The organism is Armatimonadota bacterium, assembly GCA_016869025.1.
Lineage (GTDB): Bacteria > Sysuimicrobiota > Sysuimicrobiia > Sysuimicrobiales > Humicultoraceae > VGFA01.
In genome coordinates this window covers 1-19,539 of record VGFA01000005.1, presented here as the reverse complement: position 1 = coordinate 19,539, position 19,539 = coordinate 1, and the positions used below count along the sequence as shown (strand labels likewise).

Below are 19,539 nucleotides of genomic sequence, written 5' to 3'. Positions count from 1 at the left end.
GGCGCAATCCGTCGTCATGAATCCCCCTCCAGCCTTGCCCTGAGCACGTCTATGAACGCCCGCTTCCAGAAGGGCAGCCCGAACCATCGTATCAAAGGCCCGGCCAGTACCCGAAGCCAGACAGGCCGGATCGTGACCCGATATGAGTAGTCGATACGGGTGCCCCCGGGGACATCTCGCAGCAGGAACTCCTCGTGTCCCGATGTCCCAAGCGTCTCGTTGACGTTCACTTCAGGGAACACCGAGCCAAACGACGCAGCCCTTGCATGGATCGTGAGGCGACTTCCGTCGCGCTCCGTGATGCGCATCGCCCTCGCGACCTTGGGGAAGTTGACCGGCATGGCCTCGAAGTCCGAGATCACCGAGTAGACCTTCTCTCTCGGAGCCCTGATGAACCATGATCCCGTAAGCAGGATCTCCCTCATGAGCATGATCCCGAACGGAGCCGCCCCCCTACACCTTGTCCTCGCCGCGGCCCGCGCCCTTGCCTCTGCCAAGCCTTCGCTTTCGATACTCCTGGTAGTCGGGCACCAGACGATGATACTCCCCGTCCATCAACGGCGACGAGATCATGAAATCCGCCGATGCCCGGTTGCACGCGATCGGGATGTTCCAGACCACCGCCATGCGCAACAGCGCCTTCACATCCGGATCATGCGGTTGCGGCTCCAACGGGTCCCAGAAGAAGATTAGGAAGTCGATCTCGTTGCAGGCGATCTTGGCCCCGATCTGCTGGTCTCCGCCCAACGGTCCACTCTGCAGCTTGTGGATTGGAAAGCCGAGTTGCTGCTCAAGGATCTCGCCGGTTGTGCCGGTGGCCCAGATCTCGTGATGGGCGAGAAGATCTCGATTGAACTTGGCCCACTCCAGAAGCTCGCGCTTCTTGTTGTCGTGAGCCACCAGCGCGATCTTCTTGTCCGGCACCATGACGACCCTCTTGTGAGGCATACGCCCGCCCCGCCCTTTCTCCGATCGCCGCAAACCCGGTTGTCTCGCAGGTTACCACAGGTTCTGTCGCTTTGCCCTGCCTGTGGTCATCCGAGCAGGTGCACGAGGTAGCGAAACACGCCTTGAGGTCTGCATGCGCCCCCCTAAGGGCAGGATGCACGGGCGCCTGACGTTGGAGTTCAGCCGCGGCCGAAAGCCGTCGGCTGCAATGGCGGGTTAGGCATCACCGAGCCGTCACTGCAAAGTCTCTGCTTCACCATCGGCATACAGAACATTGCTGAGGCGCAAAGCGCATTTCATGTCTTGCTCCTTCGTGGCTAGCATCCACTGATGGGCCTCCATGAACTGGTTATAGGCGAAACCAACCCCCTTCTGCGTCAAGCGACGTCCTGGCTCTAGCGGTTCGTTGACAGTCACTTGGATTCGAAATCTCACCTCATCAAAGTGATCTGAGAACTCGATCGTCCCCTTCATTGCACGCGTCCGTTTTGAGAGGGTGGCGGGAACAAAGTGGCAGTCGAACCAGATATGGTCTTCGTAGGTTCCGATGTCAGGATTTGAAGGATCAAACCGCTTGTTTGAAATCTCGACCTTAACGAGGCTTAGCGCTCGATCTGCGGGAGCTTCCTTTTCAAGGCTTACCGGAGCAGTTGCCGGGAAGCTGGCTCCCGAAGAGCGAAAGTGCTGCTCAAGAGCTTCTACACGGCGCTCTAACGCCTGCATTCGTTCATCCAATGTGCGTATGCGTTATCCTCCCAAAAGGTTTGATTCTCTGTCGTAGGCGCTCAGCTCTACGGCATTACAGGAGTGATGCCCAACGCTCAGCATCAGCGGCGGCGCGCAGCACCGTCCGCTGCATGCTTTTGTCCGACGGTCACTTTGTCAACATCCTGACAAGTTCGGGATCAATTCCTGCATCATGGAATGCCTTCGCAAGTATGTCAGCCAACGCACTGAGCCCCTTGGGCCGTACTCCGTCGGCCCAGAACTCGTCACTGAAGGTGAATCCTTCAGATTGCTCCTTCCGGACGATCTTGATAGCCCCCGGAACTTCTTCGTACGTCTGATGATAGTCCCAGTTCTTGTCTGTGCCGGGCACAACCACATCTGGCAGGTGCCGGAGCACGGCTTCGGGTAGACTTGCGTTCAGGTGGGGGCAATGACGACACCGGTGTAGATTGGTCGCCAATTCGTGCCGGATTCTGTCTTTGTCGTATCTCCACTGAACCTTCGAACCGATGAAGCCCGACTTCTCCCACTTACCATAACAGAACCAATCGGCCCACTCCGTCCAGTTCATTCGAGCCTGTTTGCATCCCCACGGGTTAAGACGGTTTTCATCTTTGCCGAAACAGTATTCCGCCGGTCTATATGCGGAGGCTCTCTGTGCGGCGCACCAAGTGAAACCAAAGACCTCATCCCACTGTTGTTCCTGTCCGTCGATGTACAGTACACGATTCCTGATGCCGGAAAGCGCGCCCGCTAGTGGCAAGGCATCGGCCAACTCGCCGGAAGGGTATGTGGCAAAATGCCAGGTCTTCTTGTTCTTCTGACATGTCTGGTATCCGATCGTCGTCTTCGCCAACTCAAGCGCCTTGGGAAATGATGCAGCCGACGACTCGGCAAACTCTATGGTGATTCCCTTCTGGGGAATGTCAAACCTGACCTGAATGTCCTGTCCAGGGACATCGAGGTTTGCCCCGCATTTCGCACAGAACCGGGAATCGGCGCTGTTTTCCGCTGCGCAAGTCGGACAGAGCTTCCCAACGTGTTTCAGAGATGCCAGCACTTCCGCGGTTAGCTTGTCCAGTTGCTCCTGATGAACGCCTATCTTACCACAGAAGTCAGTTACAAGTTGGACTTCTGAGCTATCGAGGTCGCTGTCTGCGTAGGCGACGCGAAGAACAAGCTCCAGGTTCTTAACTTGGTCCGCAAAAGTCCCCACGGGCGTGAGTGTATGTTTCCGCTTTCGGCAAGGCGGACTGCGGCAGAGAGGTCACCCTTCTTGAATCCGAATTCTTTTCGAATCGCTTCGAGTTGGCCCAGTTCTGAGGCCGACAACATACCATCCGCGCGGGCGACCAAGGCGATATTTGCGAGAAACGTGACTGGGTCGCTAATCATGGAGTTGTCTCCCCCGTCGAACGACTGCGTTCACTTGCCGGGCCGGCTGCAGGGAACGTGATGTCTCGAAAAACCGTAATGCCGGCCCGGTCAAGTACAACGCTTGGTTCGCCACTGCACCCATACTGCGCGCTGAATCCTGATTACTCAACGGCTACGCCAATAGTATTCCAGAACACCGGCTCGTGCATGATCCGGATGCTGTATTGCCTGGCCTTCTTCGCTTTCCCTGACTGCGAGTGCGGGTCAGCCAAGACAAGTAAGTCGAGCTTCTTCGTCACCGCATCCATGACGATGAGACCGGCTTTGGCGGCCAGTTCTTCTGCGAGTTCACGTGGGATCAGCTCACCGTTGTACCGGCACTGGAGTTCGCCAGTGAAACATACGCGCCTTCCAGGCAGTCCGGCTTCTGGAGTTGGCGTCGCAGGCGTAGCCAAGGGTGTACTAGCGACCCTCGCAGCCGCTTCTTGGAGTATTTCGTCCAAGTCCCGTTTCTCTTGACCGAGTAGCCGCGCGACCAGTTTCAAATCGCGGCGTTCTGCCTCCGTGACAACCCCATCGGCCACTGCTGCGATGGCCAATTAGTTCACATACTCCCGATGGGCAAAGTTGATCTGTTCCCCGCTTAGCCCCCACTTTGCGGCCATTTCAACGAGTGCGTCGGCCTCCGCGCCGTCTACATGGCGATCTTCCAGGACGCGATCAAGCAAAGCCGCATAGGCCATCACGGCGCCCTCAGTGGCGATGGGATCAGCGCCGGTGTGCATTCGCCCGACAAGACGCTGCAGGTACGTTGGCGGCTCAGCTTGGCGCCGGCGAGACTCATCACGCGTGATTGGTTGCTTCCCGGTGCTGGGAACCGCAGGCCATTGGATTGGCATCAGCCCGCTCAGCTTCTGAACCATCCGCGGTTGATCCGGGAGCAAAATAGAGAGCAAGCGAGCTGCCGCCCGAGCATCGGCCAAGGCGTGATGGGCATCACCGTCCAGCCGGATTCCATAATCGCAGCAGCACTCGGTCAGTTTCCCGCCACCGGCAAGCTGCATTGTGCAGATGGTGAAGCATTGAGGTACGGGGGAGTCGATTCTGGAAAATTCCATTTCGATGAACTGGTGATCAAACCGCACATTATGACCGGCTATGGCGACGGTTCCTTGCAGCGTCTCAACCTGCAGGCCCGCAATGTCACCAAACTGGGGAGCGTGAAGTACGTCTTCAGCGGTCAGACCATGGATGCTGCTCGGTCCGATGTCCCGCCCAGGGTTCACGAGCGAGGCAAACTCGCGCACGATTCGCCCCTCGCCGTCGACGACGATCGCAGCCACCTCCACCACGCGGTCGTGCCGAAGTGGAAATAGGCCGGTGGTCTCGACATCGATGATGACTATCGGACCAGGGAGTTGCGAAGTCGGCACGGCGCTAGTCCCTCCGAGGCTCGGCTTCCAGAAGTGGCGAACTCCTGATTAGACCGACCAGCCTAACACCCCGCCTATGCCAGTCTAACATGGCAGGGGTCGCAGGTCTTATCGCACGCAACTGCCCGACTGGTCCGGGTTTCGGCCATCCCGCGCAGCCCTCCGGGAAGGCGTTATGCTGCACCACCGGTCGGCCTAATGTCCGTCTCCCGGACCGGCTGCTCGCCCTGCCCGACCCTCGCTTTGCGTCTCGGCCAACCTCGCAACGGCCTGCTCCAGACGGTCGATCTTGTCCGTCAGCCGTACCAGCTCCGCATGCAACGAGGCCTGGGCCGCTGCAGCGTCATCCCCATGGGCGGCCGAATGCCGGTCCTGGCCGACGAAGTACGCGGCAATCGAGGCCGCCAGGGTTGAGACGAGACCTACACCGGCCAGCATGAGCACGATGGCGATGACACGGCCCCACGGGCCTGCGGGGGCCAGGTCGCCGTACCCGACCGTCGTGGCCGTGACGATGGCCAGCCACACCCCGTTCCAGATGCTTCCCTTGACCTCCTCGGGCTCGGCCAGGTAGAGGAGCGCGCCGCCTGCCAGGATCAGGAACACGTTTGCGGCGGCCAGATACAACAGGCCCGGACGCCCGATGGCGAGCCGCAGGGCGCCCAGGCCCCGCAGAAGCACCAGCGGAACCCGCGCCAGGCGGAGCAGCCGTACGAGTCTGGTCAGGCGCACAAACCCCATGAGCGCGGGCAGCATGGGAAAGGACAGGACAACCACTGCGAGGCTGAGCCAGTTGGATCGCGCAAATGCCCTGCGATCACGAGCAACGGCCAGCAGGATGGCGTACTCGAGCAGGAAGACTGCCCACACGGCCCAGTCGCCTGCCAGGACAGCCGGGCTCGGGGGGTTGCGCGCCGGGGCGATAGTGAGGGGGACGGTGGCAAGAGCCGCCAGGACGACGGCGGCCTCCAAGGCGCGGTGAAACCGGTCCCCCACGGGGTCTACAATTCTCCCCCCGACCATGCGGATACCTGCTCCGACCAGCAGGAGACCTTGAAAAGAAGGCGTACTGTGCATCTGTAAGCGTCTGCGAGGCATCGAGGCTAACAACGGGAGGGGGGATAGTCCTTGCCAGCAAAGAAGCGCGCCAAGCGATCTCGGAAGGCTCCCGTCAAGAAGAAGGCGGCGGCGAAGAAGACCGTCGCCCGCAAGAAGAAGCCCGCAAAGGCCAAGCCGGTCCGCAAGCCTGTTCGCGCGAAGAAGAAGGCCCCGGCAAAGAAGGCTCCGGCGAAGAAGAAGCCCGTGAGGGCGCGGGTGAAGCGGCCCGTCGCCCCGGCACCGTTCGCCCCGGCGCCGCCAGTGGCGCCGTTTCCGCCCTCAGAGCCCCCGTTCTCGCTGGGATAGGCTCCGACCTGATGAAGCCCCTACTCCGTGCTCGGAGCAGGGGCTTTGTCGTTGTTTGGGGGAGCGGGGGCGCGGCGCTCTATCCTATTCTCGCCGTCCTCACTTCTGCCCCAAGGGCAACCCGCGCCAGGCCTGCGGCCGCAAGCGTCACCGCCAGCAGCAGCGACGTCAGAGCGGATGCCCCGCCCCATGATCCGTTGACTATCAGCGACATGATGGCGAAGGTCGCCACGACATGTCCCGGGGAGACGAGGAACACCACGATGCTCACGTTGACCACGGTCCGGATGGACGACACCGCGAACACGTCCACTATGGCCCCGCGCAGCAGCGGCAGGTAGATATCGCGAACCACATCCAGGCTCGAGGCGCCCAGGTTGCTCGCAGCCTCCTCTATTGCACGTTCGATCTGCCGGAGGGCGGCGGCGACCGTCTGGTAGCCCAGCGGCAGGTGCCAGAAGGCCAGCGCCAGGGCCAGGATCCAGTAGGTGCCCACCAGCTCGAGCGGCGGTTGGTTGAACGCCAGGACGAATCCCACCCCGACGAAGACGCCCGGCAGCGCTCCGGGCAGCATCGCCAAGAAATCGAGGAGGCGCCGCACCACGCTTTCCCTGGAGGCGAGGAAGGCCACCAGCACGGCCAGGACGACCGTGATCCCCGCGCTTCCGGCCGCCAGCTTGAGGCTGTTTGTCAAGGTGCCCACCCGGTCCAGCGAGAGGCGCCAGTGGTCAAGGGTGATGGCCCAGTTATATCCCCAGACGGATACGAATGCGCCCAGCACGATTGTCAGGTACACGAGCACCACCAGTACCGAGGCGACCGCGCAGATCCCAAACACGCTCCACCGCAGCCCCGGCGGGGTGCCAGCAGGGTCCATGCGGGTGCCGCGCCCGGTTACCGTGACGTACTGCCGCCGCCCAATGATGCGGCGTTCGAGGAAGAAGAGCACGACAGTGGGGACTATGAGCATTGACACGACCAGGGCGGCTCCCCGCGCGTCACCCATGCCCTCCAGACGGAACCAGGCCTCTGTAGCCAGGAGCGGAAACCCACCTGCGATGATGACCGCATTCCCGAAATCGGCCAGGACGGTGATCGCCACCACGAGTAGCGCGCCGGTCAGGCCTGGCCGCGCCAGCCCCAAGGTGATGTCCCGCAGAGCCCGCCGCGGATCCGCGCCCAGGTTGGCGGCTGCCAGTTCCAAGGTCGGGTTTATGCCCCGAAGCACGCCGCTGATGATCAGCGCGGCGTACGGGAAGAACGCCACTGTCTGGGCCAGCCAGAGCCCGGGCAGACCGAAGATGTTCACGTTGAGCCCGAGCAGCGACCGCGTGATCAGGCCCTGCTTGCCGAACAGCAGGATGTAGGCCAGGGCCACCATGAAAGGAGGGGCGAACATCGGCAACTGCACTATCGCGCGGAAGAACCCCGCGCCCGGGATGTCGCCCCGCGTCATCGCGAAGGCAAAGACCAGCCCGAGCGCCGTTGCCGAGAGGCTCGACAGCACCATCATCAGGAGGCTGTTGCGCGCGGCCTGCATCCACCGCGCGCTGTCGGGGATGGCCAGGTAGTCGCCGAGCGACGGGAACACCAGCACGCGCAGGGTCGGATACAGAACAAAGAGCACAAGCAACAGCACGGCGGCGGAATACGCCGCCAGAAGGCCGGGGTCCGCCGCCAGCCGGGAACGCCTCCCGGTCAAGAGGGAGGTTCGCAGCATTCCGCGCGGCCTAGCGGCCGATGTCTCGAGTCCACCTCTCCCGGACGCGGCTCATGTTGGCGATTGCCCACTCGCGGTCGTACTTGACCAGCTTGATGGTCTCCAGCGCCGGCATCCCCAGCGGGCTTGGGACGTCGCCCCGCACGGGATACGTCAGGTGGTACTTCGCGCCGATGTCCTGCGCCAGCCGCGAGTACACGAAGTCTATGAACTCCCTGGCGCCCTCGGGGTTCGGGCCTCCCTTGATGATCGAAGCCCCTCCGATCTCAAACCCGGTGTCGGTTGGGATCACGATGTCGATCGGCACCCCGCGGTTGCGCGCCATGAGGCCCACGTGCGCCCAGTTCATCCCAAGCGTCGCCTCCCCGCGCTCCACAAGCGTCATCGCAGCCGGGACCGTGGGCGCGTACTGCGAGGTGTTGGCGTGGAGGGCCCGGAGATAGGCCCACCCGCGGTCCTCGCCAAGACGGAAGAGCTGCGTGGCCGTGAAGATGTACCCGGCGCCCGTTGTGACCGGGCTGGGCTGCACGAAGTGCCCGCGGTACGCCGGCGTCAGCACGTCGTCCCATGTCCTGGGCATGGCGACGCCGGCAGCCCCAAGCGTCCGGTCGAACAGCGGGCGGTTCACGACGATCGAAAGCACGCCGAAGTACCACCCGTTCCAGAACCCCTGGGGATCAACGAACTCCTTGCTTATGCCGGCCTGCCCGATCACCGGGGAGCGGTACTGCGCCAGAATGCCCTCGGCCGCCAGCGGGGCATGGAAGTCTATTGAGCCGCCCACGAAGATGTCGGCGCGGGGGCGGGCTTTCTCGGCCACTATGCGCGCGGCCATGGTGCCGGCCGCGGCCACGGTTAACATCTCCACCGGTATGCCGGTGCGGTCGGTGAACGCCTTGACGACCCGGCTGATCACGGTCTCATCCATGGCGGCGTAGACCACGATCCGGCGCGGCTGCGCCTGCGTGTTGACAGCGCCGGTCAGGACCAGGGACAGCAAGAGAACAGCGACTGCGATCCTTCTCATCATGGTGTCTCCCTCCGCGCAAGCGCCCTGCGGCGCTCTCCAAGTTACCCGTCCTCTCTGTACGGGACGCCGTCAGGTTTCACCTGCTTCTCGACTCAACCCGCGCACCGTCCTTCCGGTCCACAAGGCAGGCACACCACTCCACTGGGGGAGAGCACATGCGCATGCGCCGCATTCCGTGCATGTCCCAACTGCTCCTGATCGCCGCGCTGCTTGTCGGACTCGTCGGGGCGGGGGCGTGGGATGCCGCGCCTGCCCCCGCCGCCCAACCGGCGGGCGTTCCGGCCGAGTACGCCGACCTCTACGCCATGCTGGCCGCCAAGTTGCGCGCCATAGACGCCCACATCACCCCACGGTGGAGCGGCGAGAGGCACGACGTCGTATTCTCAGCCGAGTTGCTGGCGGCCAACAGCAACCAGGGCGAGGCGATCCTGCGGCCGGAGGCGTGGCAGGTGGTCACCTTCAACCTCGACCGCCTGCAACTGGTGGGTGTGCGCGGGGTCAAGGTGGCGATCAAGTACCCGATCCTGGTGCCCGGCTTTCCGCGCTCGGGCGAGTACCTCGAGTTCTTCAAGCGGCTCTCCGTCGAACTGAAGAGGCGGAACCTGAAGTTCCTGGCGCAGATGACGCCCGGGTTCCGCGAGCCGGTCTTCAGCGCGCTGCCCGTTGCCGGCCACTACGCCGGGCTCACGCTCGAGCGCTACACGCGCGAGGCACGGGGCATGGCCGAGGTGATAATCCGCGAGATCCGGCCCGACTACCTGACCATCGCGAACGAGCCGCACACCGCCCAGGAGAACACCGGGCTGTCCTTCACCGTCGCGAACTATACCGGGTTTGTGCAACAGGTACTGGTCGGCCTCGAACGCTCGGGCGTCCTGATCGGCGCGGGTGCCGGCACCTGGGACGATCTGGCCTACGCGCAGAGTCTTGCCCGCACCACGCTCGACTACCTCGACATGCACATCTACCCGATCAACCATGATTATGTGATTGACCGCGCGATCAGGTTCGCGGATGTAGCGCGGCGGGCCGGCAAGAAGGTCGCCCTCGGCGAGGCATGGCTCTACAAGACCCGCGACCACGAGCTGCGCGGGCAGGCGGTCGCAGCGGCGCCGGCGCTCTTCGCGCGCGACGTCTTCGGTTTCTGGGAACCGCTCGACGTGGAGTTCATCACGCTCGTGGGAAGGCTCTCGCACTTTCAGAAGATCGACTTCACATCGTTCTTCTGGTCGCGGCACTTCTACGGCTACGTCGAGTACGGCGAGTCCACCCGGGGGCTGCGCCCGGCCGAGCTGTTCAGGCAGGCCAACCTGGCCGCGGCGCGTGGCATGATGGCCGACCCGCCACGGCTGACCCGTACCGGGATAGCGTTTCAACGGCTGGCTGCGCGGTGAGATGGCGGTATTGCGTGGTGGCGGCTCGGGTCGATTTTAGTATCAATCATTACTCAAAATTACGGGCTGTTGACGGCCGGGGCACGGGGTGACATAATCTTGGCGGTGCGCCGACATGATCCGTCACACAAACGTGCTGACAATCGCTGAGCTGTCCGACCACCTGAGAATCCCCAAGTCGACCCTTTACAAGCTGGCCCAAGAACGCAAGATTCCCGGCCGGAAGGTCGGGCGGCGTTGGCGGTTCCTGCGCGAGGCCGTTGATCGCTGGCTTGGAGAGAGGTCAGGATCGTGGCGGGGAGAAGCGCGGCAGGGCGTGCCCCAGCGCGACCCCGTTCTGGCGGAGATCGTGCGCCGGCTTGTGGATGCCTACCGGCCCGAGCGGATCTACCTCTTCGGGTCGAAGGCGCGCGGCGACGCAGGCCCACAAAGCGACTACGACCTCCTCGTGATCGTCTCCAGCGACGCTCCACCGGAGCGGCGGCGCAGCCGCCTGGCCTATGAGCGCCTGTGGGGTGTGGCCGCCGCGGCGGACGTCCTGGTGTGGACGTCGGAGGACTTCGACAGCCGCACGCACCTCAAGGCCTCGCTCCCGGCAACCGTGCTTCGCGAGGGCACGCTGCTCTATGCCGCTTGACCCTGCGCGCGTGGCGGAGTCCAGGGCCTGGCTCACCCGGGCCGCGCTGGATCTCCGGGCGGCCGAGTTCGGGCGCACCGGGGATCCGCTGCTGGCGTCGGACGTGGTCTTCCACTGCCAGCAGATGGTGGAGAAGGCGATGAAGGCATTCCTGACGTGGCACGACCGCCCCTTCGGCAAGACGCACAACCTGGTGGAGCTCGGCCAACAGTGCGCCGCAATCGTCCCCGAACTCGAGCCCGTGCTGCGCCGGACTGCATGGCTCACCGAGTACGCGTGGAAGTATCGCTATCCCGGTGAGCCGGACCTGCCTTCGCGCGAAGAGACCGAAGAAGCGCTAGGAACAGCCAAGGAGGCCTACGAGGCCCTCATCTCGCGGCTGCCGTCAGAGGTGCGACCCTGACCCATCTGCAACCCCGCATCCGGGCCGCATCCTACCACCGCATCTCCACCCCGGCCTCCGGCTCCACCACCTGAACCTCGGGCACGAGTTCACTCCACAACCCCGGAGCCTCTGTGTGCACCGGCACCAGGATCTCGGGACGCAGCCGCCTGGCCATGCGCACCAGGTCGGCCTGACAGGCGTGTCCTGAGGCGTGGCTGCGCAGGCGGGCGCGCACTCCCAGCAGGTTCAGCCAGTTGCCGAGGCGCCGCTCATCGGCGGCCTGCTCCTCGCTGTAAGCCTCGCTGGCCGAGTGGATGAAGAGGGCATCGTCCCCGTCGCCCACCCCCAGGTCAATCAGGTTGTTGATGTCCCAGAAGGACAGCGCCAGGATCAGGCTCGAGCGCGATGAGCGCAGATCGCGCGCGGTGCCCGCGGTGGGCCAGCGCAGCACCTGGCGCTCCCAGGTCGCATAGTCCTGATCTCGATAGGTGCCGCTGGCCTTGCGCTCCTTGAGGATCAGGATGGGCTCTCTCCTGGGGTCGGGCACCAGTGGGTGCCGGCCGTGCAGGTGCTCCAGCAGGAGGGCGTCTTGAGGAAGTATTACCAGCGAGCGGCCGGTCTCCTTCGCGATGCCCAGAAACGTGGAGAGCCGGTAGAGGTCGCGCGGCGCGAAGTCGGCGATCACAGGCCCGCGCGAACCGCGCACGGCCTCCAGGCACTCGGCGAACACGTCATCCTCTGTCCGGCGCTCGGTGGCGTCCAGACGCGTGCCCTCGGTGATGAGCATCCAGACACCCTCGGCAGCAGCGGACTCCAGCATGGCTTCACTGAGGTGCGCCTCGGGTCCGTGGAAGCGCAGGTCGCCGGTGTAGAGGATGTTTCCCCGCGAGGTGCGTACGAGGAAGGCCACGGCTCCCAGCATCGAGTGATCCACGGGCAGTGCGCGGCAGGATATCCCTCCCGCCTCAAACTCGTCCTCCACGGCCTCGAAGCGGCGCGGCACGGCGTCGTCGTAGGGTGGAAGCGCCGGCCGGGAGAGGAAGTTCAGGATCTCGGTCTCGAAGTCGCGCCCCCTGCTCTGCGTCATGGCCTCGATGGTGGCGTGGGTGAGGCCCGAGCAGTACACCGGAATCCGTTCGTCCAGGAAGCTAACGTGCCCGGCATGGTCGAGGTGGGCGTGCGAGAGCAGCACCGCCGCTGCGGCGGGCTCGTCGTGGAGGGGCAGCACCGCGAGCGCGCCCGGCTGGGGGTGATCCGGATGCCCATCCCGCTTCAGCATCTCCAGCAGATCGTGGCGGTAGAGGCCGGGTGCGGCCGGAAGCACTCCTGTGACCAGCAGATCGGTCAGGCCGGCCGCGGTGCGGGGGTTGAGATACTCCTCGAAGAACATACCCCGACGCCGGTAGCTGATGCCGAAATCGAGGAGGAGGCCCGCTCCCCGATCCTCCAGCAGTATCTTGTTGCCGCCGATCTCGCCGGCGCCTCCCAGGACCGTCAGACGAAGCATGGACTCACCCCCGGCCGATGCGCCCGGCCCCGTGCACTACCGGTTCCTGCCTGCCAGGCGGCGCGCCAGCGCGAGCAGGAGGCGGATGTCATCCTCGTTCAGGTGCTCGAGAAGCTCCAGCAGGTAGCGGAGCGCGTCGCTCTCTCTCGGCGAGGCGTGCCGCTGGGACATCATGTACAACTCAGCGGTAGGCGGAGTGGATGGCTTCTCGGCCTGTGCCTCGGGCAGGGTCTCTGAGCGCGCCTCGATGTGGGCGAGCATCTCGCTGGGAGACCGGCCGAGCGCCTCTGCCAGGGCGGCCAGCACATCGGTCGAAGGCCGCTTGTAGCCGCGCTCAACCTCGTAGAGATACGAAGGCGAGATGTCGGATGCTGCGGCCAAGGCGTCTCGGCTCATCCCGCCTTCCTGCCGGAGGTGCCTGATGGCCTCCCCGTAGTTGAGGTGTGTCCTGAAACGTCTGGGAACCCCCCTGGGCTTCCTTGCTTCGTCGTCCATGCGGCCTCCCCCACCCTGTTCGCTATAGCATTGACAACTCTCGCTTTAGCGTGTATAATACTCTAAAGCGGATATGCGCGGGTGACAAGGTGCCCGGCCAACTGCGGCCTTCGCAGAAGGGGGATTCGCTATGGCGAGCCGGAATCCTTGCCGCCACCACTGCACCAGACATGAAGGGGGGATTCGAAGTGAAACAGGAATACACGCACATTTCGGTCATCCTCGACAGAACGGGGTCCATGGAGAGTATCCGCGATGACACGATTGGCGGATTCAACGCGTTCCTCAAGGAGCAGAAGGCCCAGCCGGGAGCCGCGACTCTCACACTCGTGCAGTTTGACACTCAGGATCCGTACGAGGTCGTCCATCGCTTTGTGCCCATCCAGGGCGTTCCCGAACTCACACGCAAGACCTACGTTCCACGCGCATCGACGCCTCTGCTCGATGCCATGGGCAGAGGCATCAATGACCTTGAGAAGAGCCTCTCCGCACTGAAAGAGGAGGACCGCCCATCGAGGGTAATCATGGCCGTGGTCACAGATGGGCAGGAGAACTCCAGCCAGGAATTCCGGAAGGACCAGATAGAGAAGATGATAAGGGAGAGGACCGAAGCCGACGGATGGCAGTTCGCCTTCCTGAGCGCCGACCTTGCAGCGATCAGTGACGCACTGTGCGTGGGAATCCCCGCACACGCGGCCCTTCTGTATGAAAGCAGCAGCAAGGGGACTTCCAGGGCTTGGACAGCGCTTGCCAGCCGAACGTCGGAGTATCGGTCCGGCCGGAAGCGGAAGTTCGGTTTCGAGCAGGCGGACCGAGAACACCCCGAACAGGAGCCTTGATCCGGCTCGATGAAGTACCGGGCGGGCGGCCGGCGGTCCTTTGGGCGCCGGCGCCCGTCTAGAGGAGGACTGGTTGAGCGGCCGCGCTGTCGTGGTCGGAGCCGGCGTCATCGGCGCATCCTGCGCGCACTACCTGGCTCGATCCGGCTGGGGGGTCACCCTGGTTGACCGCGGCGAAGCAGGCCGCGAGTGCTCCTACGCCAACGCCTGCCTGATCGTGCCCAGCCACTCGCAACCGATTCCCGGGCCCGGGGTGATCGCTCAAGCGGCCCGCTGGATGCTTGTGCCCGACAGCCCGTTCTATGTGCGCCCCACGGTTGTGCCCGCGCTGCTCGGATGGTTCTGGCGGTTCCGACGCGCCTGCGGCGCCCTGTCAGCAGAGCGCGGCTTCCGCGCTCTGCTGACGCTCAGCAGGGCAAGCCTCGACCTCTTCGAGGAGACGGCGCGCGAGATTGGTCCAGAGTTCCTATACCGGAGGGAGGGCCTTCTTCACGTCTACCTCTCGGATGACGCTCATCGCGCGGCCCGCGACGAGCACGCCGCGCTGCGAGAGGATGGGTTCCAGAGCAGGCTTCTCTCACGGGAAGAGGCACTTGAGTTCGAGCCCGCGCTCAGCCGGCGCATCCGCGGGGCCCTGTTCATCGAGGGCGAGGCTCACGGCGACTGCTATGCTTACACACTGGCGCTTGTCGCAGGGCTACAGGCGCGCGGGGCGCACCTAATCACCGGATGCGGCGTGTCGCGCATCCTGATCTCGGGCGGCAGGGCCCGCGCCGTGCTGCTTGAGCAGCCGAGCGAGGAGATTCCCGCGGATCTCGTGGTGCTCGCCGCGGGCGCGTGGACTCCGGCCCTGGCCGCGCCGCTCGGGCTGCGCATGCCGATGCAGCCGGCCAAGGGCTACAGCGCCACGGTCCCTGCGATCTCCTCCGGTGCCGCGCTTCCGGTCGCGCCGCGCGTGCCGCTGATCGTGATGGAGCGGCGCGTGGTCGTAACGCCGCTCGGCGATCGGCTGCGCTTCGGCGGCACGCTCGAGATGGCCGGTCTCGCACCCGGGGTCAACCCGGTCCGGTACCAGGCGGTGTTGAGAGCCGCGCAGGAGGTGCTGGCGAGCCCTCCGCCCATGCATCAAGCCGAGGCATGGTACGGCTTCCGTCCTGTGACCCCTGACGGGCTGCCTCTCATCGGCCCGGCGCCCGGCATCGATGGGCTCATCGTCGCCGCCGGGCACGCCATGCTGGGATTCACGCAGGCCCCAATCACGGGCAAACTCGTGGCCGAGATCGCCGACGGGCGGCCGCCGTCGGTGCCGCTGGAGCCCTTCCGGGTCGACCGTTTCTAGGCTCCTTCAGCGTTCTCGACCCGCTCGAGCAGCGAGTAGAGATCTTCCAGCTTTCGTTCCGCATCCTCATACCGTGTCTGCATCGCCCTTGCCCGCTCTTGGTCGCGGTAGAGCTCGGGATCGCCGAGCCATCGCGCGGCCTCGTCCCGCTCGCGCTCCGCGGCCGAGATCTGGGCGGCCACCTCGTCGAAGGTCGGCGCGGCCGGCGGCGTGCCTGCCGCGCCCTTGCGCGTGGCCTTCCCATCGCGCGGCTCCGACCTCTGCGCCCGCCGTGCTGCTTCCCGGGTGCGGCGGTCGCGCAGTTCGCGATAGGTGCCGGCGAAGTCGGCGATGCCGCGGTCCGAGACCGTGAGGATGCGCGTCGCAAGCCGCTCCAACAGATAGCGGTCGTGGGTGGCCACGATCATCGTGCCGGGAAACTCGCGCAGTGCCGCCTCCAGCGCCTCGCGCGCAGGGATGTCCAGATGGTTGGTGGGCTCGTCGAGCAACAGCAGGTTGGGCTCGTCCAGCAGCAACTTCGCCAGACTCAGGCGCTGGCGCTCGCCGCCGGAGAGCATGCCCACGCGCTTGAAGACCTCCTCACCGCTGAAGAGGAAGCGGCCCAGGTAGGCGCGCACCTGCTCAGGACTCAGCGGCCGGTCGGAGAGGATCTCGTCGAGCACGCTGTTGGCGGGATCGAGCACCAGGGTGGACTCCTGGGCAAAGTAGCGGGGCCGCACACCGGTCCCGAGCGTGACGATACCCGATGTGGGGGAGTCCAGGCCTGCGATCAGGCGCAGCAGCGTGGACTTGCCCGCGCCGTTGGGTCCCAGCATGCCGATGCGCTCGCCTCGGTGGATCTCAAGACCTACCTCGGTGAGCACCTCGATGCCGGCGGCACCCGGGCTGCCCGCGCCGGAGGCGGGTGCGCCCGCCTCGCCGGCCCCCGCCGCATCCGCGGTGGGATCCTCGAACCGCTTGGTCACCTTCTTGAGCCGCGCGACCATCTTCCCCGACGCGGGCGCAGAGGTAGCTCTCACCCGGAGCCCGCGCCGCTCCCGCGGTGCCTCGATCAGCTCGGCTTCCACGCGGGCGAGCATCTTCTCGCGGCTCTTGGCCTGCGCGGCGCGCTGTCCAGCCTTGTAGCGGCGGATGTAGTCCTCGAGTTTGGCGATCTCTTCCTGCTGGCGCTCCCAGGCCTCCTGCTGCAGGCGAATCCGTTCGGCCTTCAATCTCGCGTAGGCGGAGTACGCGCCCGGATAAGAGGCCACACGGCCATCTTCGAGTTCGAGAGTACGCGAGGTCACGGCGTCGAGCAGGGCGCGGTCGTGGCTCACCACGATGCACGCGCCCGGGAACGACTTGAGGTAGCCCTCCAGCCACTCGGTCGCGGTCAGGTCGAGGTGGTTCGTCGGCTCGTCGAGCAGCAGCAGATCGGGCTCGCGGAGCAACGCGCGCGCCAGCTCCGCGCGGACGCGCCACCCGCCGCTCAGCACGCCGAGCGGCCGCTCCAGGTCCGGCTCGCGGAAGCCCAGCCCGGAGAGGACCATCCAGGCACGGGTCTCCAGCGTGAACCCGCCCGCGTGCTCGAAGTGTTCGTGCACGCGCGCGTACTCTTCCATGACCGCGTTGAGCCGGTTGGTGTCGCCGTGCACCTCGGGCGAGGCCATCAGGTGCTCCAGGTCGCGGGCGCGCGCTTCAAGCGCGCGGACGTCTGCCGCGCCTTCCAGCACGTGCGCAAGGACCGCGCTCTCCGACGGCCCCACGGGAGTCTGCGGGAGGTACGCCACCCGCGCCCATCCGGCCAGGCCGATCCGCCCCGCATCGGGTTGATCCAGCCCTGCCAGCAGGCGCAGCAAGGTTGTCTTGCCGGTGCCGTTGCGGCCGATCAGCGCGGCGCGCTCGCGGGCCTCCAATGAGAAGGTAACGCCCCGGAGGATCTCCAGGTCGGCGTACGATTTGGAAACGTCGTTGACCGCAAGAAGTGGCATGGAATCAGGCGCGTACCCCGGAGCCGCAGGACTCCCGCACGACCAGTTGCGGCTGGAGGACGATGGTCTCCGGCGGGCCGCTGCGCGGCGCTGCCAGCCGCCGAAGCAGCAACTGCGCCGCGGTAGTGCCAAGGGTATAGCCGGGCTGCGCGACCGCGGTAAGCGGAGGCGTCAACACAGGCGCCCAGTACATGTCGTCGAACCCCACAAGGGCCATTTCCTTGGGGATGGAGACACCTTCCTCCTTGAGCCGGAGTAGCGTGCCGATGGTCATCAGGTTGTTTGACACGAACAGGGCGGTAGGGCGTCGGCGGACCCGCAGGAGTTCCCCGGCAAGATCATACCCGCTCCGTTCCTTGAAGGTCCCCTCCAGTATACATCGCGCGTCAGGCTTGATCCGCGCGCGCCGCAGCGCAACGAGAAAGGCCTCAAGACGCTCGGATCCGGTGTACAGGCGCCGGGGCCCGCTGATGATGCCTATGCGCCGGTGGCCGAGGCGGATCAGGTGCTCCACCGCCGCGCGCACGCCTGCCCGGTTGTCTGTCAGGACCGCGTCGGTCTTGAGGCCGTTTAGGCGCCGGTCCACCTGGACGGTCGGAATGCCACTTGCCAGCAGTCCCCTCAGCAGGTCGGCAGGTCCGCCGGAAGGAGAAATGATGAGCCCGTCCACGCGCTTCTGCCGGATCGTTCCGAGGTACATTGCCTCCTTGATCGGATCCTCATCGGCGTTGCACAGGATGATGGCGTAGCCCTGTGCCAGCACCACGTCCTCGACGCCGCGGACCACGGCGGCAAAGAACGGGTTAGCGTTGTCCGAGACGATCACCGCCAGGGTATTGGTGCGGCCCTTGATCATGCTGCGGGCGATGGCGTTGGGATGGTAGTCTAGGTCGCGGGCGGCCCGCGCAACCTTCTCTCTCGCGCGGTCGCTCACGTATCCATAGCCGCCCAAGGCGCGGGCGGCGGTCGCCATGGATACCCCGGCACGCCGGGCCACATCTCGTACCGTCGCCATGCAGGAATCCTACCCGTCCCCCGGCGAAATAAACCAGGGCGATGTGATAACGCTCTCATAAGTTCCACTACCCGGCTCGTTTCTCCTCTCGCGGGCCCTGCGCAAGATCGCGGGCCTCGCCCCAGAGACGCCGGGGTCATGAGAGGCAAGAGAAACGCGCGGAGGGAGGCAGGGCATGCGCACCCCCAAGGTCGGCATCCTGACGTTCTCGGACGGCCGGCGGCATGTGCACTCGGAGCTGCTGCCGATGACCCGCGAGTTCGAAGGCCGTCTGGCACGACGGCTGCGCGAGGCCGGCTGGGAGGTGGTCACCGGCCGCGACATCATCTGGACCACCGACCTGGCGAAGAGCGAGGCGCAGTACCTGGCCGCCGAGCGCGTGGATGCCACGATCTTCAACTTTGCCATCTGGAGCTTCCCTCACCTCGCCGCGATCGCCAGCCAGTTCGCGCCCGGACCGTTCCTGATGTTCAGCAACGTCAACCCGCAGTATCCGGGTTTGGTGGGCATGCTGGCCGCCGCCGGTGCCTTGGACCAGGTGGGCGCGTTCTGCGCGCGCGTCTCAGGAGACGTGGGCGACGCCGCGGTCTTTGCCCGCGTCCTGCAGTTCCTGCGCGCGGCCGCGGCCACCAACCGGCTGCGCGGCGAGACCTACGGGCTGATCGGCGGCCGCTCCATGGGCATGTACACCGCGCAGAGCCCGCTGGACCAGTGGCGGCGGCAGTTCGGCATTGACGTCGAGCACATTGACCAGTTTGAGATCGTCCGCCGTTCCGAGCTGGTGCCGGCGGACCGCGTCGAGGCCGGATTCCGATGGCTCGAGAAGCACGTGGGAAAGATCCACTACGACGGCAAGAAGCTGACCCCCGAGCTGCTGAAGCGCCAGATCCGTTCCTACCACGCGGTGCGCGACCTGGTGGACGAATGGCGCCTGGACTTCTGCGGCATCAAGGGCCAGCCCGAGATGACCGACCACTTCGCCACCATGGACCTGGCAGAGGCGTTCCTGAATGACCCCTACGACTGGGAAGGGCCCCACGATCCCATCGTCTGCGCGACCGAGGCCGACATGGACGGCGCGCTCACGATGGAGTTGTTCAAGCACATCGCCGGCACGCCGGTGCTGTTCGCGGACGTGCGCCACTACGACGCCGCGGACAACGTTTGGGACCTGTGCAACTCCGGCCAGCATGCAACCTACTTTGCGGGCCGGTCGTTCGATCCGGCGGTGAACCTGCCCAAGGTGCGCTTCTACCCGGAGATCATCTACTTCCCCTCCGGCGGCGCGTCGGTGGCGCACATCGCGGCCCCGGGTCA

Annotated in this window: 20 protein-coding genes and 1 pseudogene; 8 read left to right on the top strand and 13 right to left on the bottom strand. The window is 65.2% G+C overall.

What is annotated here, in order from left to right:
• Window positions 1–14: 14 nt before the first annotated feature.
• The 7 genes from FJX73_04705 to FJX73_04675 form a co-directional block, all read right to left on the bottom strand.
• A complete protein-coding gene (locus tag FJX73_04705) occupies window positions 15–431 on the bottom strand; it encodes a hypothetical protein (protein MBM3470077.1) in 417 nt (138 codons plus the stop codon).
• Between the two features lie 22 nt (window positions 432–453).
• Window positions 454–948: a methylglyoxal synthase gene (locus FJX73_04700; GenBank protein ID MBM3470076.1), complete on the bottom strand. Its 495-nt coding sequence runs from the start codon at window positions 946–948 to the stop codon at window positions 454–456.
• A gap of 234 nt (window positions 949–1,182) precedes the next feature.
• Window positions 1,183–1,671, bottom strand: coding sequence for a hypothetical protein (locus FJX73_04695; GenBank protein MBM3470075.1), 489 nt, complete (start codon window positions 1,669–1,671; stop codon window positions 1,183–1,185).
• A gap of 151 nt (window positions 1,672–1,822) precedes the next feature.
• Window positions 1,823–2,893: a zinc ribbon domain-containing protein gene (locus tag FJX73_04690; protein ID MBM3470074.1), complete on the bottom strand. Its 1,071-nt coding sequence runs from the start codon at window positions 2,891–2,893 to the stop codon at window positions 1,823–1,825.
• Between the two features lie 322 nt (window positions 2,894–3,215).
• Window positions 3,216–3,653, bottom strand: coding sequence for a hypothetical protein (locus tag FJX73_04685; protein MBM3470073.1), 438 nt, complete (start codon window positions 3,651–3,653; stop codon window positions 3,216–3,218).
• The gene (locus FJX73_04680) at window positions 3,654–4,487 is read right to left on the bottom strand and encodes a 3'-5' exonuclease (GenBank protein ID MBM3470072.1); all 834 of its coding nucleotides are present in this window, start codon (window positions 4,485–4,487) and stop codon (window positions 3,654–3,656) included. It lies immediately after the preceding gene.
• A gap of 195 nt (window positions 4,488–4,682) precedes the next feature.
• Entirely contained in the window at window positions 4,683–5,585 is a 903-nt protein-coding gene (locus FJX73_04675; protein MBM3470071.1) for a two pore domain potassium channel family protein, read from the bottom strand.
• A 30-nt stretch (window positions 5,586–5,615) separates the two neighbouring features.
• Here FJX73_04675 and FJX73_04670 point away from each other — a divergent pair, with 30 nt between their 5' ends.
• A complete protein-coding gene (locus FJX73_04670) occupies window positions 5,616–5,891 on the top strand; it encodes a hypothetical protein (GenBank protein ID MBM3470070.1) in 276 nt (91 codons plus the stop codon).
• A 79-nt stretch (window positions 5,892–5,970) separates the two neighbouring features.
• Here the strand turns inward: FJX73_04670 and FJX73_04665 are convergent, their stop codons facing one another.
• Together FJX73_04665 and FJX73_04660 are read right to left on the bottom strand one after the other, a co-directional pair.
• On the bottom strand, window positions 5,971–7,611 hold the full coding sequence (locus FJX73_04665) for an iron ABC transporter permease (GenBank protein ID MBM3470069.1): 1,641 nt from the start codon (window positions 7,609–7,611) through the stop codon (window positions 5,971–5,973).
• A 10-nt stretch (window positions 7,612–7,621) separates the two neighbouring features.
• On the bottom strand, window positions 7,622–8,641 hold the full coding sequence (locus tag FJX73_04660) for an ABC transporter substrate-binding protein (GenBank protein MBM3470068.1): 1,020 nt from the start codon (window positions 8,639–8,641) through the stop codon (window positions 7,622–7,624).
• A gap of 155 nt (window positions 8,642–8,796) precedes the next feature.
• Between FJX73_04660 and FJX73_04655 the strand changes: the two genes are divergently transcribed.
• The 4 genes and pseudogenes from FJX73_04655 to FJX73_04640 all read left to right on the top strand — a co-directional run bounded on the left by FJX73_04655 (window position 8,797) and on the right by FJX73_04640 (window position 11,075).
• A complete protein-coding gene (locus tag FJX73_04655; GenBank protein MBM3470067.1) occupies window positions 8,797–10,035 on the top strand; it encodes a hypothetical protein in 1,239 nt (412 codons plus the stop codon).
• A 115-nt stretch (window positions 10,036–10,150) separates the two neighbouring features.
• Window positions 10,151–10,315: pseudogene (locus tag FJX73_04650) on the top strand (helix-turn-helix domain-containing protein).
• Window positions 10,316–10,351: 36 nt separating this feature from the next.
• Window positions 10,352–10,672, top strand: a complete 321-nt coding sequence (locus FJX73_04645; GenBank protein MBM3470066.1) for a nucleotidyltransferase domain-containing protein — start codon at window positions 10,352–10,354, stop codon at window positions 10,670–10,672.
• Window positions 10,662–11,075: a HEPN domain-containing protein gene (locus FJX73_04640; GenBank protein ID MBM3470065.1), complete on the top strand. Its 414-nt coding sequence runs from the start codon at window positions 10,662–10,664 to the stop codon at window positions 11,073–11,075. Before FJX73_04645 ends, FJX73_04640 begins: the two co-directional genes overlap by 11 nt.
• 31 nt (window positions 11,076–11,106) lie before the next feature.
• Here FJX73_04640 and FJX73_04635 read toward each other — a convergent pair whose 3' ends face one another.
• Both FJX73_04635 and FJX73_04630 read right to left on the bottom strand, forming a co-directional pair.
• Window positions 11,107–12,564 carry an MBL fold metallo-hydrolase gene (locus tag FJX73_04635; GenBank protein MBM3470064.1) on the bottom strand — a complete coding sequence of 486 codons (1,458 nt, stop codon included), beginning with the start codon at window positions 12,562–12,564 and terminating at the stop codon, window positions 11,107–11,109.
• A 36-nt stretch (window positions 12,565–12,600) separates the two neighbouring features.
• A complete protein-coding gene (locus FJX73_04630) occupies window positions 12,601–13,059 on the bottom strand; it encodes a helix-turn-helix transcriptional regulator (protein MBM3470063.1) in 459 nt (152 codons plus the stop codon).
• 329 nt (window positions 13,060–13,388) lie between these two features.
• Between FJX73_04630 and FJX73_04625 the strand changes: the two genes are divergently transcribed.
• Window positions 13,389–13,898 carry a hypothetical protein gene (locus FJX73_04625; protein ID MBM3470062.1) on the top strand — a complete coding sequence of 170 codons (510 nt, stop codon included), beginning with the start codon at window positions 13,389–13,391 and terminating at the stop codon, window positions 13,896–13,898.
• A gap of 40 nt (window positions 13,899–13,938) precedes the next feature.
• Window positions 13,939–15,237 (top strand): FAD-dependent oxidoreductase, encoded by a 1,299-nt coding sequence (locus FJX73_04620; GenBank protein ID MBM3470061.1) that lies wholly within the window; start codon window positions 13,939–13,941, stop codon window positions 15,235–15,237.
• Here FJX73_04620 and FJX73_04615 read toward each other — a convergent pair.
• Together FJX73_04615 and FJX73_04610 are read right to left on the bottom strand one after the other, a co-directional pair.
• Window positions 15,234–17,207: an ABC-F family ATP-binding cassette domain-containing protein gene (locus FJX73_04615; GenBank protein MBM3470060.1), complete on the bottom strand. Its 1,974-nt coding sequence runs from the start codon at window positions 17,205–17,207 to the stop codon at window positions 15,234–15,236. The genes FJX73_04620 and FJX73_04615 overlap by 4 nt on opposite strands.
• Window positions 17,208–17,211: 4 nt before the next feature.
• A complete protein-coding gene (locus tag FJX73_04610; GenBank protein ID MBM3470059.1) occupies window positions 17,212–18,222 on the bottom strand; it encodes a LacI family transcriptional regulator in 1,011 nt (336 codons plus the stop codon).
• Window positions 18,223–18,397: 175 nt separating this feature from the next.
• Between FJX73_04610 and FJX73_04605 the strand changes: the two genes are divergently transcribed.
• The coding region (locus FJX73_04605) for a fucose isomerase (GenBank protein ID MBM3470058.1) at window positions 18,398–19,539 on the top strand (1,142 nt) is incomplete at its 3' end.

Bases quoted from the DNA above. Each gene is read 5' to 3' on its own strand.
- FJX73_04705 (MBM3470077.1), bottom strand. From the start codon at position 431: ATGCTCATGAGGGAGATCCTGCTTACGGGATCATGGTTCATCAGGGCT.
- FJX73_04700 (MBM3470076.1), bottom strand. From the start codon at position 948: ATGCCTCACAAGAGGGTCGTCATGGTGCCGGACAAGAAGATCGCGCTG.
- FJX73_04695 (MBM3470075.1), bottom strand. From the start codon at position 1,671: ATGCAGGCGTTAGAGCGCCGTGTAGAAGCTCTTGAGCAGCACTTTCGC.
- FJX73_04675 (MBM3470071.1), bottom strand. From the start codon at position 5,585: ATGCCTCGCAGACGCTTACAGATGCACAGTACGCCTTCTTTTCAAGGT.
- FJX73_04665 (MBM3470069.1), bottom strand. From the start codon at position 7,611: ATGCTGCGAACCTCCCTCTTGACCGGGAGGCGTTCCCGGCTGGCGGCG.
- FJX73_04660 (MBM3470068.1), bottom strand. From the start codon at position 8,641: ATGATGAGAAGGATCGCAGTCGCTGTTCTCTTGCTGTCCCTGGTCCTG.
- FJX73_04655 (MBM3470067.1), top strand. From the start codon at position 8,797: ATGCGCATGCGCCGCATTCCGTGCATGTCCCAACTGCTCCTGATCGCC.
- FJX73_04640 (MBM3470065.1), top strand. From the start codon at position 10,662: ATGCCGCTTGACCCTGCGCGCGTGGCGGAGTCCAGGGCCTGGCTCACC.
- FJX73_04635 (MBM3470064.1), bottom strand. From the start codon at position 12,564: ATGCTTCGTCTGACGGTCCTGGGAGGCGCCGGCGAGATCGGCGGCAAC.
- FJX73_04630 (MBM3470063.1), bottom strand. From the start codon at position 13,059: ATGGACGACGAAGCAAGGAAGCCCAGGGGGGTTCCCAGACGTTTCAGG.
- FJX73_04615 (MBM3470060.1), bottom strand. From the start codon at position 17,207: ATGCCACTTCTTGCGGTCAACGACGTTTCCAAATCGTACGCCGACCTG.
- FJX73_04610 (MBM3470059.1), bottom strand. From the start codon at position 18,222: ATGGCGACGGTACGAGATGTGGCCCGGCGTGCCGGGGTATCCATGGCG.